Source organism: Streptomyces sp. NPDC000404 (assembly GCF_040300365.1).
GTDB lineage: Bacteria > Actinomycetota > Actinomycetes > Streptomycetales > Streptomycetaceae > Streptomyces > Streptomyces ramulosus.
In genome coordinates this window covers 73,403-88,660 of sequence record NZ_JBEPDN010000002.1, presented here as the reverse complement: position 1 = coordinate 88,660, position 15,258 = coordinate 73,403, and the positions used below count along the sequence as shown (strand labels likewise).

Sequence of the window (15,258 nt, the reverse complement as noted above, 5' to 3'; positions counted from 1 at the left end):
CCGGGTCCCTTGTGGCGGCGGGAAGCCGGTCGCTTCTTGCCGACGAGTGCGTGAGAATCCGACGCCATGATGGCGATCTCGGCGTGGGTTTCATCGTGGTGCGGAAGGCAGCCGGCATGTTTCCCGGCAAGAAGCTCGGTCGGGAAACAGAGCCGGACCATCGGAGGATCCGGCACTCGCTGCGGATCCGGCGGGCGTCGCTTGGGCCGGCGGACCGGGTCCTGTTCGTGGATGACTGGATCGAGACCGGAAACCAGGCTCTGGCCGTTCGGGATCTGGTGAGCGCTGCGGGCGCGGAGCTGGCTGGATGTGCCGTTGTGGTCGACCAGATGCAGTCGAACTCCAAGGAGACGCTGGGACGTTTTCATGCGCTCGTGACCAGCGAAGAACTTCCGGACGCTTGATCGCGTCGTGCTTTGGCTCTCATCGACTGCGGCGGCTGACTTTCGCGGCGTAGGTGGCCCAGTCACCGGCGAGAGACGTTTCCAGGCGACGGCGACGGCGACGTCGGCGCGGCTGCCGAGGGTGCGGGCGACGTGATGCGGCGCGAGGACATGGCCGCGCCGAGGAAGGAGCGGCGCGGCCCGCAGGAAGCCGTGCCCCTGCGGGAGCACGTCATGACCGCCCTCTGACCCGGCGCCGCCGTACGCCATGTCCACGGACGCGGCGTACGGCGTGCTGCGGGGGCCACGATGAAGTCACCAAGACCGAACTATTTCCATCAGGCTCCAACAGTCCTTAGGCTCTCTCGCGCAACGCCTTCTCTCAGCACGTTGCCTCTCGGAACGTGATCAGTGCGTCGATCCCGATAGAGGAGTGACATGAGCATGCCATTACCCCCGATGGGGAGCATCGCCCGCGGGGTCACCGTCGCGCTCACCGCGCTCGCGCTGGGCTCCTTCGGCCTCACCGCCGCCGAGTCCGCGCAGACCCGACCACACGCGGCGGAGCCCACCCACACGGTCGGCCACGACAACACGGCCCTGACCATCGACGGCAAGCCCCTCTCCATCTGGTCGGGCGAGTTCCACTACTGGCGGCTGCCCAGCCCCGACGCCTGGCGCGATGTCCTGCAGAAGATGAAGGCGGGCGGCTTCAACGCGACATCGATCTACTTCGACTGGGACTTCCACTCTCCCAAGCCGGGCGTGTACGACTTCAAGGGCATCCGCGACGTCGACAAGCTGCTCGACATCGCGAAGGAAGTCGGGATCTACGTCATCGCGCGGCCCGGCCCCTACATCAACGCGGAGACCGACGGCGGCGGCTTCCCCGGCTGGCTGCTCACCCAGAAGGGCAAGGCGCGTTCGACCGCGCCCGACTACCTCGCCGCCGCCGACGAGTGGCTGTCGCGGATCGACCCGATCCTGGCCCGGCACCAGCTCACCAACGGCACGGGCACGATCATCGCCTACCAGGTCGAGAACGAGTACTACCAGAACACGGACGACGGGCACGCATACATCCAGCATCTGGTCGACAAGGCGCGCGCCGACGGCATCACCGTTCCGCTGACGGGCAATCACTACGGCCTCTTCACCAAGGAACTCGACATCGAGGGGTACGACGCGTACCCGCAGGGCTTCAACTGCTCCAGCCCGGACAAGTGGCAGGACCTCCCCGACCTCTCGGGCGAGAAGAAGCCCGGCGAGCCACTGTTCCTGGCGGAGTTCCAGGGCGGCGCCTTCGACCCGTGGGGCGGCCCCGGCTACGACAAGTGCCGACAGCTCACCAATGGCGACTTCGAGAAGGCCGCGTACGAGAACAACATCGCGTCCGGTGCCACCATGCAGAACTTCTACATGGCCTACGGCGGCACGTCCTGGGGATGGCTGGCGTCGCCGGAGTCGGTGTACAGCTCGTACGACTACGGTGCGTCGATCCGCGAGGACCGCCAGCTGACCGAGAAGTACCTGGTGAACAAGCGGCTCGGCTACATGGTGCAGTCGGTGGCGCCGCTGACGAAGACGGAGAAGGCCACCGTGGCCGCGCCGGAGAACAGCGCGCTGTTGCGCCGCGACCGGCGCAATCCGGACAACGGCACCGGGATCACCGTCGTCCGCCACAAGGACGTCGACGACAAGGCCGAGGACACCACCCACCTCGCCCTCGGCGACTACCCGTCCGTGCCGCAGGAGCCGGGCACCGCGCTGACGATCGACGGCCGCGACTCGAAGCTGCTCCTTTCCGACTACGCCATGGACCATCAGCAGCTGCGCTATTCGACCTCCGAGCTGATGACCCACGGCACCTTCGGCCCGCGCGATGTGGCCCTGCTGTACGGGCGGCACGGGCAGGACGGCGAGACCGTGCTGCGGTACGCGGACCGGCCCGAGGTCCAGGTCATCAGCGGACGGGTGAAGCAGACCTGGGACCCGGCCAGCGGCGACCTGCGCCTCAACTACCGGCACGACGGCCTGACCCAGGTCCGCATCACGCCGCCCGGCTCCACGCCCCTGCTGCTCCTGCTCGCCGACGACGCGACCGCCGACACCTATTGGCGTCTCGACACCCCGCAGGGGCCGGTGCTCGCGAGCGGCCCCGAGCTGCTGCGCACCAGCGCGTACGGCGACGGCGTCCTGAAGCTCACCGGCGACACCGACAAGGCGGCGAACCTCCACGTCGTCACGGGAACACCGGCCACCTCCGTCACCTGGAACGGCCGCCCTGCCAACGGCGCCCTGGACAGCACCGGGACACCCCTCGCCGGGCCGGGGCCCGTCACACTGCCGACCCTGGGCAGCTGGAAGTACCACGCCGAGACCCCGGAGGCGCAGCCCGGTTTCGACGACGCCGCCTGGCGCGCCGCCGACAAGCAGACCTTGTCCGCGGACAACTACGGCTTCCACGCCGGCTCGATCTGGTACCGGGGGCACTTCACGGCGACCGGTGCGGAGACCGCGGTGAAGGCCGACGCGACCACGGGGCGCGGCGGCAGGTATCTGGCATGGCTGAACGGCACGTATCTGGGCAGCAGCGATGACGCCACGCACCACTTCGGCATCCCCTCCGGGACGCTGAAGCCGGGCAAGGACAACGTGCTGGCCGTCCTCTCCGCCAACACGGCACACCAGCAGGACTGGTCCGCGGACGACTCCCACAAGGAACCGCGCGGGCTGACGGGCGCAAGCCTGGTGGGCTCGGCCGAGCAGATCGGCTGGCGGCTGCAGGGCGCGCTCGGGGGCGAGGACCTCGTCGACCCGGTGCGCGGCCCGCTGAACACCGGCGGTCTGTACGGCGAGCGCCACGGCATGCACCTGCCGGGCTACCCGGATGGCGCGTGGCAGTCCGTGTCCCTGCCGAACTCGCGCAAGGGCGCGCCCGGAGTGTCCTGGTACCGGACCACCTTCGACCTTGACCTGCCGAAAGGGCAGGACGTGCCTCTCGGCCTGACGTTCAAGGACGACAAGGCAAAGCACTACCGTGCGCTCGTGTACGTCAACGGCTGGATGGCCGGCCTGTACGTCAACGACCTCGGTCCGCAGACGACGTTCCCCGTACAGCCCGGCATGCTGCGCACCCATGGCCACAACACCGTCGCGATCGCGATGATCAGCGAGGACGCGAACGGTGACGGCCTCGGCGACGTGAGCCTGGAGGCGTACGGGAACCATACGACGCCGCTGCACTACCGGGACATCGCGTCGCCCGGCTGGTCGGCCGCCGTGTACCGCGCCCCGCGGGCGACGGCCGATATGCGGACCGGCTCGCGCGGGGCGAGACCGGCAAGGTAACGGCCTCCTGCACGCCCCGTCGGGCCACGGCGCACGACGCGTCGCTCACGCTGCGGCTGCCGGACGGCAGAGCCCGAGGCCCGGCAGCAGCTCGGGGACGGCCGGCGGGAAGCACCGTCAACCGCACCCGAAAGGTGACCGCACCGGGCGGGAGCGGCCCGTGATCGGCGGTGCTGTCGGTGACCGGGCGCTCCCGGGACGGATCGGCGGACGCCACGACAAGCGTCGTCACGCCGCCCGGCGCGGGCACGCACGGCCTGCCCGACCTGGACCTCGTCTCGACCAACGGATGGGGTCCGGTGGAGCGCAACACCTCCCACGGCGAGGACGCGGCCGGCGACGGGCGCCCGATGTCCATCGCCGACTCGGCGTACGCCGAGGGACTTGGGGCGCACGCCGTGACGTCACCGTCCACCTGGGTGGGACATGCAGTCGCTTCGCGGCGTCCGCCGGCGTGGACGACGGGACGAGCGGCGGTGGCGCGGTGACCTTCACGGTGCTCGCCGACGGCAGGCAGGTCGCTGCCACGCCGGTGCTGAGGGGCCACCGGGGTGCCGAGCCGGTGCGTGGCGAGCGGCCGCCGACGCGGGGGACGCGCCGTCCTGCCTGGCAGGACGGGCGCCCAGCGGGCGGCCACCGGTGGTGGTGCCCTCGTTGCCGCCCGCGCCGCCGCCGGTACTGCCGGTGCCCCGCACCCGGGCAGCGGCTGCCCGGCTGCCCCAGCGGGTGGCCGCATTACACGCACTCGCCGGCCTCGACCTCGGCTTCCGCACACCTGAGCCGCTGCTCCAGGGCGGCGCCCACGGCACCGACGAGGCACCGTTCCTGGTACTCAGCCGCATTCCTGGAGAACCGCTGGAGACCGACGCCCTCAACGATGCCCACGTGGTCGACACCGTGGCGGCGCAGTACGCCACGCTGTTGTCCGGCCTGGCCCGTGCCGGCACCGACGAGACCGTACGATCAGTTCTCCCTCAGGCCCCAGAAGGCCAGTGGCGGCGGTTCGCGGAGAACGTGCGCGCGGAGCTGTTCCACCTCATGTCCGACAGCGGACGCCGACGGGCCGAGCGGGAACTCACCGCACTCGACAGCCTTCCCCACCTCACCCGAGCAGTGGTGCATGGCGACCTGGGTGCCGAAAACGTCCTATGGGAGTGGACGCACGGCCTGCCGCACCTCTCCGGAGTAATCGACTGGGACGATGTCACACTCAGCGACCCGGCCGAGGACCTCGCAGCCATCGGCGCCAGCTACGGCCCCAAGCTCCTGGAGCGGGTGCTCGCCCTGGGCAGCTGGTCAAATCACCGACTCCTTACCCGCATCGCCGCGATCCGCGGCACATTCGCCCTGCAGCAAGCCCTTTACGCAATCCGCGACGGCGACGAAGAAGAACTCGCGGACGGCCTGGCCAACTACCGCTGAGGCACACCGGCACATCCGCTTCATCGAGCACTTCACAGCAACAGCAACAGCAACCCGGTGAACCTATGCGGCCACAGCACTAGGTCGTGCCAGTGCACGTGTCAGAGGGTTGTCGCCTGCCTCACCCCGGGCGGGAGTCTGGTCCGTGACCGGTCCGGGGGCAGGCCTCGTGCAGTCGACCGTCGACCTGAGACAGCCTGTCGCTTACGCAGAGTGACTCCGCTGTCGGACTGCCTGGAGCGTAACGGCGCCTCCAGGCAGCCGACTTGAGGCTCTAGAAGAACCCCAGCTTCTTCGGCGAGTACGACACCAGGAGGTTCTTCGTCTGCTGGTGGTACAGGCAGTCCACCGGCTCTGGCCAGCAAAAATGCTGGGAGGCGACGCAAGCGGCGGCGCGCTGTCCGAGTATGGTCCGGTTCTTGAATCGCCACCGCTGCATCCCACGGAGGCTCCGGCCGACGCCGCTCCGTCGTCTCCTGGTCAGAGGTTCGCTCCTCGGCTGCCCCGGATGGGTCGTGTCACCTGCCCGGTTCTGTGGCGATCCGCGCGCGGTGCAGCTAGGTGCATCACAGCTTGCTGCACGCGGCGCAGGTGGCGGGCCGCCTCGTGGATGGGGCACGGTGATCACGTGCTTGCCCGGGCGGTACCGCGGCATCTCCAACTCCATCACCAGTTCAACCGGTCTTTCTCGATGGGCACTCAGGAAATCGGAGGTCCGCCCGAATGATTCGTTGCTGACGCACAACTGCTGCGCTGAGTAGAACGAATTGAGGAATGATGCAGAGTCTTGACATGCCGACCGAAGGAAACCTCGATTCCGCGGTCGCACAGTGCCCGCCGGGGTACATCGGCGGGCAGTACCGTACGCACCTGGCAAGCACTCCCGGCGAAATTCTGGGCGAGCTGCCGCTGACCGAGGCCGCGGCCCGTTCGGTGAGCGCCGGCCGTCTGACGACGCGTCGCGCACTGAGTGGGGACGACGATCGCCTGCTCGTCGTGGTCGGCCCCTGCTCGATCCACGATGTGAATGCCGGTCTGGCGTACGCGAAATCGCTGGGCGACCTGGCCGGCGACCTCGGCGACGACCTCGCGATCGTCATGCGGGTGTACGTCGAGAAACCCCGCACCACGGTCGGCTGGACCGGGCTGCTCACCGACCCGGCCCTCGACGGCAGCCTGGATATCGGCCGAGGGCTGCGCATGGCCCGGACGCTCATGCTGGAGGTCGCCGAAATGGGGCTTCCCATCGCGACCGAGTGGCTGAGCCCGTCGGCTCCGGCATACCTGGCGGACCTGATCTCCTGGGGTGCCATCGGTGCGCGGACCGTGGAGAGCCAGGTGCACCGGCAGCTGGCGAGCGGCCTCCCCATGCCCGTGGGCATGAAGAACGGCAGCACCGGCTCGGTGGGCGTCGCCGTCGACGCTATTCGCTCTGCGGCCTCTCCCCACGCCTACCTCGGCATCAACCGGGACGGGAGGCCGGTCACGCTGCGCACGACCGGGAATCCCGACTGCCACGTCGTGCTCCGGGGCTCGTCGGGCCGACCTAACTACCGAGCCGAGCACGTGCGTGAGGCAGCGCGACTGCTGTCGGTGGCCTCGCTGCCGACTGGCCTGGTCATCGACGCCAGCCACGGCAACAGCGGCAAGGACCACGAACAGCAGGCCGTGGTCGCCCGGGAGATAGGGGCACAGATTGCGGCCGGCGACACGGACATCCGCGGCGTCATGCTGGAGGGCTTCTTGGTCCCGGGACGGCAGGAACTCGGGAGCGACGAACCCACGTTCGGCCAGAGCGTCACGGATGCCTGCATGGGGTGGGACGCCACCGTGAGCGTGCTCCAGGACCTTGCGGCCGCGACCCGCCGGCGCCGCGCCGCGACGGCCACCACACGGTGACCCACTCATCCCCGTACGCCTCGTGACTCGGCGGAAGGAACAGGAGAGCGAGCATGCTGGACATCCCCGCGCTGGGTCCGACCGGGCCCTACCGGACGTGGAAACGCACCACGGTGCCGGACGCTTCGGGCATCCCGGCCCTCGAACTGGCATCGGTCCCCGGCCTGGTCGTCTCCCACTGGATAGATCAGATGCGCGGCAGTGCGCCGCTGCCCGTCGCGGAGATACCGGACGTGCTCAGGAAGGCGGCCGACGTCTTCGAGGGCGGGACGGTCCTGGGCGGTGATCTGCGAGCGCACGAGCGGCGGGTGTCGGCGCTGACGGGTACGCCCATCACGGTCGTGCGCGAGTGCGACGAGCTCATCACGGCGACCCTGCGTGATGTGGGCCGGGCACCGTCGTCGGCGCGGCCCACGGGCTGCACCCCGGTCGGCACCGCCGTGTCCGACGCACCGTCGGCGGGAGCCGTATGGCGCCGCACCGGGGATGTCTTCGCTGTGCACGCGGCGGGCAACAGCCCGGGTGTGCATGCCATGTGGCTGGATGCACTGGCATTCGGCTACCGCATCGTCGTCCGCCCTTCCACCCGGGACCCGTTCACCCCCTATCGCCTTGTCACCGCGCTGCGGCAGGCAGGAGTGCCGCCGACGCAGCTGGTCGTAGCGCCCTGCGACCATGCGACGGCGGGCCTGGTCATCGAGCGCTCCGACCGCGCCCTGGTCTACGGCGGTCAGAACGTCGTGGACATGTACCGGGGCCGCGGAGACATCCGGTTGCAGGGCCCGGGCCGCTCGAAACTGGTCGTGACCGCCGACGCGGACCGGAACGCAGGGCTCGGCCTCGCCTGCACGGGTGCGCTCTACCACGCGGGAACCGCGTGCACCGCCACTACGGGCGTCCTGGTCGAACGGGACCCGGCGGGATTCGCCGGTGAACTGGCTGCCGCGCTGCGCGAGGTAGCACCGGCTCGCCCCCTGGACGACGGGGCCCTCCTGCCTTGCATGCCGAAGGCCGACGCGGACCGCCTCGTGGCCGCAGTGCTGGACCGCGCGAAGGACGCGGTAGTGCACCTGGCGCCGGTCGCCGAACCCGTTGGCGGCGAGGGCTCGTCGGCGACCGTGACACCAGCGGTCGTGGAACTGGCGTCCCCGAGGGATCCCCTGCTGTCGTACGAGCTGCCCTTCCCATGCGTGTGGATCGCGCCTTTCGAGCGTGGTGCCATGGACGTTCTCGACGGCTCCTTGGTGCTCTCCCTGCACACCGAGGACATGGGCCTGGTCGCCGAGGCCGCGGCGCTCACGGCGGTCTCCAACGTGTACCGGAGCAGGCCGACCTCCTGGACCCATCCGGACGTACCGCACGACGGGTTCCTCGGAGAGTTCCTGATGCGGGCCAAGGGGCTGGCCTTTGACGACTAGCAGACGGCCGTCAATTCGCCGTGGCGCCGATGCCGACGCCACGGCCCAACCGCCGCGATCAAGGAGTGGCAAGTGAAGATCAACTCCAGGAGTGGCCTGGACTTCATGGAACGGATACAGCGGGAGGTGACCGCTCACCGCCGCGAAACCCGCCCCGACGACGCCTATTACGCATCGAAGCTGGCCGAGGTCTGGCACCGCGCCGGGCAGACGTCCGCCTATGCCTCGGTTGGTACGTTCTCGACGCAGGCGTTCCTGGACCTGCCCGCGACGTCCAAGAACGACCTCAAGACCCGCCCGCTCGAATACTTGCGGGTACCGGTCGGCTCGGGCCTCAAGTACTACCAGACCACGGGAACGACAGGGACGCCCACGCCCACGCCTCGTACGGCCCAGGACATGATCGCCAATACCGTGTCCGTCGCCGAGAGCTGGCGCACCATGCTGGCGGATGGCGGTCATCGAGCGCTCATCCTGCTTCCCTCGGACATCGTCCCGGTGGCGGACCTGATGGTCGGCGTCTGCGAATTCCTGGGCATTCCCCACGCCAAGGCCTATCCGTACACCACAGGGATCTCCGACTGGGACCGCATCATGGGCCTGTGGGAGGTGTTCCGGCCGACCGTGCTGTTCGTGGCGCCCGGTGTACTGCTCGAATTCTCCCAGGTCATCAAAAGGCGCGGCATGCTGGACCAGCTGTGCCGGTCTGTCAAACGCATCATGCTGCTCGGGGAGGTGAGCACCCCCGAACTGCGTGCCATGGCCGCTCAGTGGTGGAACGCGCGGGTTTACGACGCGAGTTACGGCAGTACGGAGAGTGGCACGCTGGCAGCGTGCTGCGAGCAGGACCGGCTGCACCTGTTGCGCGGGGCCAACTATTTCGAGATCGCGGACGAGAACGGCATCGTGCCCGCCGAGGCGGGCCGTGACGGCAGGCTCGTCGTCACCCCGCTCAACAACGACGCCCGTCCCCTCCTCCGCCTCGACATGGGCGACGAGGTATCCCTGGCCGACGACTGCCCCTGCGGCGAGGACACCCCGGTGGTGACGGTCCACGGCCGGGGCAGCGACGGAACCGAGATCAAGGGCAGTCGCGTCCGCACCCGTGACCTCGAAGGCATCGTCTACGCGAACCGCGACGTCATGGGCTACCTGGTTGAGGTCGACAAGGGCGGCACATGGGCCAGGCTGCTCCTCGAACGGGATCCGGGCACCGCCCGGGACACCGAGCCGGCGAAGAACGCCATCGTCCAGCAGCGGACGGACGAACAGCTCGGCTTCCGGTGGGACGAGGTCCGGTATGTCAACCGGCTGCCGGTGACGACGAAGAGCGGCGGCTCCCAGAAGAGCTGGAAGCGCTCCAACTTCCGCATCGTCGACGAAGGGGTACCGGCATGACGTACGGCACGCTGCGCAGGTCGTCCGGGGCCGTCTCCGGGGAATCCGACCTGTGGTGCACCTACGCGGCGGTGCGCACCCTCACCTGGCTGGGCCGCATCGGCGACCTGCCGTGCCCCGAGACCGTCGCCGGCTTCCTCGCCTCCCGGCAGAACTCCGACGGCGGCTTCGCGTGGTCGGCCGGTATGGGCTCTGACGCCTGGGCCACCTACTACTGCACACAGGCGATGGCCGATCTTCCGAAGGGCAGCGGTGACAGGGCCGGCAGGCCGAGTTCCGCATGGGTGCGAAGCGCCGCCCACGCCGACGGCGGGTTCGCGATGACGCCCGGTCAGGCGTCGGATGTGTGGGCCACCTACTACGCCGTACGCACCCTGGTGGAGATCTACGGTGAGCGTCCGCCGGAGGCACTGTTCGACTGGCTGACGGCGCTTCAGGCCAAGGACGGCGGACTGGCCTGGAGCCCGGCCCACGCGAAGGACGGCGCGTCAGACGTACGGGCCTGCTACTACGCCATCACCGCCTGGAGCACGGCCAACGGAGGACGTGGTCCGCTGCCGTGGGACCGCGAGCGGCTCACGAACTGGCTCAAGGAACGGCAGAGCACGGCGGGCGGATTCGTCTTCCAGGCGGGCGACGGGACGGACTGTCTGTGGGCGACGTTCCGAGCCACCAGCGCGTTGCGGAGCCTGGGCGAGGCCCCGCGGGACCCTGAGGGCTGCATCGCCTGGATCAGGGACCGGCTTCTGCCGGGCGGGTCGTTCACCCGGTGGCCCGGCTATCCCGTACCGGACGTGTGGGCCGCGTTCTGCGGCGTGGGAGCGCTGCGGCAACTCGGCGCGGAACTCGAGGACATCGCCGACCGGGTGGTCGAGGCGGTGCTGTCCTTCCGGACCGAGCCGGGCGGATTCACCTACCGCGCCCCCGAACTCGCCTCGGACGTGCTCACCACCTCCGCCCACTTGATGGCCCGCCACTTCTCGGACGCCGGGGAACGCGACGCCCTGCGGTGGATGGAGAGCTGCATGATGCCGAACGAGGATGGCGTCATGTACATGCCCGGACGCGGTAGTGAGGTGCGGTGCACCCTCTGGGCCCTGTCTGCAGGGGCGTTCACGGACGATCCCCCGGCCCGTGCCCGGATCGCGGACTGGCTCATCGGCGCCATCCAGAACCCCGACGGCGGCTTCGGATACTGGGAAGGCCGCGCATCGGACATGGTGTCGACGTGCGCGGCCGCGGAGATCCTCCACCGGACCGGCGGGAGCTCCGTCGCCGATGGCCTGCGGGGCGTCGCCGACTACGTAGCCACGTGTGAGACGGCACCCGGCCGGTACGCCAACGTGCCCGGTGGCCGCCCCACGCTGCGGGCCACTCTGCAGGCGCTCAGGGCGCTGAACCGAGCGGTCGGGGCCGATGGCGCTCGCGTCGAGGAGGCACTCGCCGCGCACCGGGTCCGCGGTGGTGGATTCGCCAACGAGGGCAACCGGGTCCCCGACCTGCTGAGCACCTACGAAGCCATCCTCGCTGCGGACGCCTTCGGCTTCGCGTGGGACGCCGCTCACCTGACAAAGTTCCTGGGCAGCGTGCGCACGGCGGACGCCGGGTTCGCCTGGACGCCCCTGATGTCCACGAGCGGCGGCCCGCTCGCCGACTGCCTGGGACGGCGGCTGGAGTTGCGTATCGCACCCGAGCGGCACGCCCTGCCGCCGCTGGCCCTCTCGTGAAAGGCACAGAATCTTGCCGACCATCGATGTGACCAGCACCCCGCTGACCCCCTCCGCGCGGCTTAAGGCCGCTCTGCGCCTCACCCGGTGGTTGGCTGCGCACGGCTCGAACGCCGCGCATGTCGTGGTCTCCTTCCGCACCGCCGAACCCATGGCGTACTTCGCCGGCGGGATGCCACTGACGACGTATGAGGGCGACAAGGGCGAGAACCGGCATGCCGGGTGGGCGTCCGTCGTGTGCCACACCCACCCCGACCGCGACCAGGTGTACCGGACGGAGCTCGCCGAGGAGATCCGGGACGCGCTCGGTCTCGACGCGGACACCGCCCATCTGATGGTCCGGTTCGAACCCACGCAGCCCGACCGGGTGTCGTACCTGGAATCAGGGTCGATGACGAGCGGCGGCCCGTTGGTGGCTGACCGCAGCCAAGAGAAAGGTTCCCGACATGCAGACCACTGACCGGACCGAGATCGGCACCCGCGTCCTGGCCGTCCTCGAGAAGCGCTTCGGCGACGCCGCCCGTTCGCTGGCCCCGGACACGGACCTGACCGACGTGCTGCCGGGGTTCGACAGCCTGGCGGCTCTCGAGTACGTCACCGCCGTCGAGAACGAGTTCGGCATTGAGGTCGACTTCGTGGGTGACGACGTGCGCTACTGGTTCGGCACGCTCGGCCGGACCGCCGAGTACGTGCGCGAGCGCGTCGAGGACCAGTCGGCATGACGCAGACGGTGGCCCTCACGGAGGGCCCCCGGGGCGACGGCCGCGACGAGATTCGCTTCGGCACGTCCGGCAGCACGGGAGGCGCGCGCCACTGGTTCCGGCTTCCCCACCAGATGGAGCGGGAGGTGGAGCTGATCGGCTCGCATCTCGTCGGCCCGGTCGACCACGTGATCAACTACGCTCCGCCACGGCACCTGTTCGGGGCCCTGTTCGGCCAGTGGCTGCCACGCCTGGCGGACGTCCGCGTCCACCAGGCGTGGGCCGACCCGTTCGCGCCCCTGTCGGTTTCCCCCGGCGAACGGGTCCTGATCGTCTGCCTCCCGATGGCCTGGGACCTGCTGCGCCGTGGCTGGTCTGCGCTGGAACGCGCGGGCTCGGTCGTCGCCCTGCACGGTTCGGCGGCCCCGCCGCCCACCGCCCGTGCACTCGTCCGCCGAGCCGCTCCGCTCCTCCGGGCCCACGAGATCTTCGGCTCGACCGAGACCGGGGGTATCGCCCACCGGCCGCTAGCCCCCGACGGCAGCGGCGCGGACCTGTGGCAGGCATTCCCCGATGTGTCCTTCACACGTGACGTGGACGCGCCGGCGGGGGCGGCGGAGGAACTGGTGGTTCACGGCCCGCGCCTGGCCCGCCCGGAGGCAGCCCCGCGCCCGCCCGCTCGGTGGGCCACCGGCGACCTGGTGGAATTCACCGCCCCCCGCGCTTTCCGGTACGTCGGACGCAGTAGCTCCGTGATCAAGGTGAACGGGATCAAAGTGCATCTCGCCGCGGTCGAAGAGCGGCTGAACTCCTGCCTGCCGCAGGTGAAATGCGTCGTGTTGCCTCTCACCGACGATGCGCTCGCCGGTGAGGGATACGCCGTCTTCTGGTCCGGCGGGGACAGCGGCGTGGACGTGGCGGACATCAGAGGAGCTCTCCGGGATTTCCCGAGCCCGTCGAGGATCGTGGCGCTGGCGGACATTCCGAGGACTTCCGCCGGAAAGCCGGACCGGAAATCCCTTCTCACGGGGCTCAAGACACCGCCCGCGCTTTCTTCTCCGTAATTCTTCGAAGGAACCGATTGTGTCCAGGTTGATCGTGGTGACCGGTGCGAGTGCCGGCATCGGCAAAGCCACGGCGAAGCGGTTCGCCGAGAACAACGACAAGATGCTCCTGATAGCGAGGCGGGAGGAGCGCCTCACACAGGCGGCCGAGGAAATCGAATCGAGCGTGCCGGGAGCGGACGTCGAGCCGCTTGCCCTCGACATGTCCGACGCCGGGTCGGCGGAGCTCCTGCGGAGCCACGTCGGTTCGATCGGGCTACCGGTCGACGGCCTGTTGTGTTGCACGGGATCCCTCCCGCCGACCGATGGTGAGGGACTGGTGTCGGTCCTGGCGGAGTGGCAGCTGGCGTACCAGTCGAACGTCCTGACGGCTGTCATCGCGGTGGAAGGTCTGCTTCCTCTCATGGCCGACGGCGGCAGCATCGTGCTCTACAGCTCCATCGCTGCATACCGGGGATCGTCCAGTGGGACGGGCGGGTATGGCGCCGCGAAGTCGGCCCTCCACTCGTACGTCCACCGCCTCGCCAACCGCTTGGGCCCGCGCGGCATCAGCGCCAACGCCATCGCGCCGGGATACATCGCGGACACTGATCTCTTCGGCGGCGGCCTCTCTCCTACGCGCGAGACCATGCTCATCCGGCAGACCGTCCTCAACCGCGCGGGAGAACCGGCGAACGTCGCGGAGCTCGGCTTCTACCTGTGCTCACAGCACGGTGGCCATGTCACCTCGCAGATCATCCAGATCAACGGCGGCTCCCATCATGGCACCTGACGGTGTATGGGATCACGACGCCCCTCTCCGACCTTCACCCATCGACCGAGAAAGTACGGTGACACGCCATGAACGCCCGCGAACAGGCCGACGCCCACGTCCGAGCCATGATGCGCTGGCACTTCGAGCCGGCCACGGGCTCCCGGTACTGGCTGGAGCGCCGCGACCGGCTGGGCTTTGATCCGGTCGAGGACGTGCGGTGCGTCGACGACCTGCTGAAGTTCCCCAACATGGTGGACGAACTCCGGGACGTTCCGATCGAGGACCTGATCCCCCGCGGCCTGGACGCGACGGAGAAGGCGCTCGCCGTGTACGAGAGCGGTGGCACCACGGGGGCGCCCAAGCGCTTCGTGATGTTCGAGAACTGGTTCGACCAGTACATGGCGTGGGAGAACTCCCACTACCCCGACGACGGTGAGGGACACGCGTTGGCGGTGGCGCCCAGCGGTCCCCACATGCTCGGCGAGTACTCCAGGAGGATCGCGGAGGCCAGGGGCGGGATCCGATTCTCCGTCGACCTGGACCCGCGCTGGGTGAAGCGCCTCATCGCCGCCGGTGACACCGCCGGCGCGGGCGCCTACGTCGATCACCTTGTCGACCAGGCCGAACTTGTCCTGCAATCGCAGGACATCGCCTTCCTGGTCACGACACCCCCGCTCCTTGCCCGCCTTGCCGAACGGGCCTCGGTCCGCGCACTCATCCAGGAGAAGGTGCGCCTGGTGATCTGGACGGGAGCGCACATGGACCCCGACACCCTGGACTATCTGTCCACGGAGTTCTTCCCCAAGACACAGTTCCGGGGGTCGTACGGCAGCACCTCCGTCCTCAGCGGCACGGTCCAGCGCCCCGGCTCTGAGGACACCGGCGACACGGTCTTCGACTCGTACGCCCCCTTCGTCGTCTACCGGGTGGTCGACCCTTCCTCCGGCCGGCCGGTCGAGTACGGATCGGAAGGCTCCGTGGTCATGAACTACCTCACCAAGTACGGCCTCGTGCCCAACAGCCTCGAACGCGACCTGGCCACGCGGGTCTCCAGCCCCACAGGTGTCGGCGACTCCCTGCGGAATATCCACCCGGTCGCCGAAATGGGCGGCCAGAAGATGATCGAGGGCGTCTACTAGAC

General features: G+C 69.3%; 11 protein-coding genes and 2 pseudogenes. All 13 read left to right on the top strand.

Annotation, left to right across the window (positions count from 1 at the left end; all coding sequences use genetic code 11):
• Positions 1 to 83: 83 nt before the first annotated feature.
• The 13 genes and pseudogenes from ABT345_RS03585 (at position 84) to ABT345_RS03525 (ending at position 15,256) form a co-directional block, all read left to right on the top strand.
• Positions 84 to 404, top strand: coding sequence for a hypothetical protein (locus tag ABT345_RS03585; RefSeq protein ID WP_345081274.1), 321 nt, complete (start codon positions 84 to 86; stop codon positions 402 to 404).
• A 417-nt stretch (positions 405 to 821) separates the two neighbouring features.
• Entirely contained in the window at positions 822 to 3,734 is a 2,913-nt protein-coding gene (locus tag ABT345_RS03580; RefSeq protein ID WP_345081271.1) for a beta-galactosidase, read from the top strand.
• A 170-nt stretch (positions 3,735 to 3,904) separates the two neighbouring features.
• Positions 3,905 to 4,239, top strand: a pseudogene (locus ABT345_RS03575) (NPCBM/NEW2 domain-containing protein); the annotation flags it as partial.
• Between the two features lie 185 nt (positions 4,240 to 4,424).
• Positions 4,425 to 5,156, top strand: a pseudogene (locus tag ABT345_RS03570) (phosphotransferase family protein); the annotation flags it as partial.
• Positions 5,157 to 5,948: 792 nt separating this feature from the next.
• Positions 5,949 to 7,055: a 3-deoxy-7-phosphoheptulonate synthase gene (locus ABT345_RS03565; RefSeq protein WP_345081264.1), complete on the top strand. Its 1,107-nt coding sequence runs from the start codon at positions 5,949 to 5,951 to the stop codon at positions 7,053 to 7,055.
• A gap of 53 nt (positions 7,056 to 7,108) precedes the next feature.
• Positions 7,109 to 8,473: an aldehyde dehydrogenase family protein gene (locus ABT345_RS03560; RefSeq protein ID WP_345081261.1), complete on the top strand. Its 1,365-nt coding sequence runs from the start codon at positions 7,109 to 7,111 to the stop codon at positions 8,471 to 8,473.
• A gap of 72 nt (positions 8,474 to 8,545) precedes the next feature.
• A complete protein-coding gene (locus tag ABT345_RS03555; RefSeq protein WP_345081258.1) occupies positions 8,546 to 9,871 on the top strand; it encodes a phenylacetate--CoA ligase family protein in 1,326 nt (441 codons plus the stop codon).
• Complete coding sequence (locus ABT345_RS03550; protein ID WP_345081255.1) at positions 9,868 to 11,598, top strand: prenyltransferase/squalene oxidase repeat-containing protein; 1,731 nt, start codon at positions 9,868 to 9,870, stop codon at positions 11,596 to 11,598. The genes ABT345_RS03555 and ABT345_RS03550 overlap by 4 nt, the downstream gene beginning before the upstream one ends.
• A gap of 13 nt (positions 11,599 to 11,611) precedes the next feature.
• Positions 11,612 to 12,058 carry a hypothetical protein gene (locus ABT345_RS03545; RefSeq protein ID WP_345081252.1) on the top strand — a complete coding sequence of 149 codons (447 nt, stop codon included), beginning with the start codon at positions 11,612 to 11,614 and terminating at the stop codon, positions 12,056 to 12,058.
• A complete protein-coding gene (locus ABT345_RS03540; RefSeq protein WP_345081249.1) occupies positions 12,045 to 12,320 on the top strand; it encodes an acyl carrier protein in 276 nt (91 codons plus the stop codon). The genes ABT345_RS03545 and ABT345_RS03540 overlap by 14 nt, the downstream gene beginning before the upstream one ends.
• Positions 12,317 to 13,363 (top strand): class I adenylate-forming enzyme family protein, encoded by a 1,047-nt coding sequence (locus ABT345_RS03535; RefSeq protein WP_345081247.1) that lies wholly within the window; start codon positions 12,317 to 12,319, stop codon positions 13,361 to 13,363. The genes ABT345_RS03540 and ABT345_RS03535 overlap by 4 nt, the downstream gene beginning before the upstream one ends.
• 19 nt (positions 13,364 to 13,382) lie before the next feature.
• The gene (locus ABT345_RS03530) at positions 13,383 to 14,135 is read left to right on the top strand and encodes an SDR family NAD(P)-dependent oxidoreductase (RefSeq protein WP_345081244.1); all 753 of its coding nucleotides are present in this window, start codon (positions 13,383 to 13,385) and stop codon (positions 14,133 to 14,135) included.
• Between the two features lie 68 nt (positions 14,136 to 14,203).
• Positions 14,204 to 15,256 carry an acyl-CoA synthetase family protein gene (locus ABT345_RS03525; protein WP_345081241.1) on the top strand — a complete coding sequence of 351 codons (1,053 nt, stop codon included), beginning with the start codon at positions 14,204 to 14,206 and terminating at the stop codon, positions 15,254 to 15,256.
• The last annotated feature ends 2 nt before the right edge of the window (positions 15,257 to 15,258 follow it).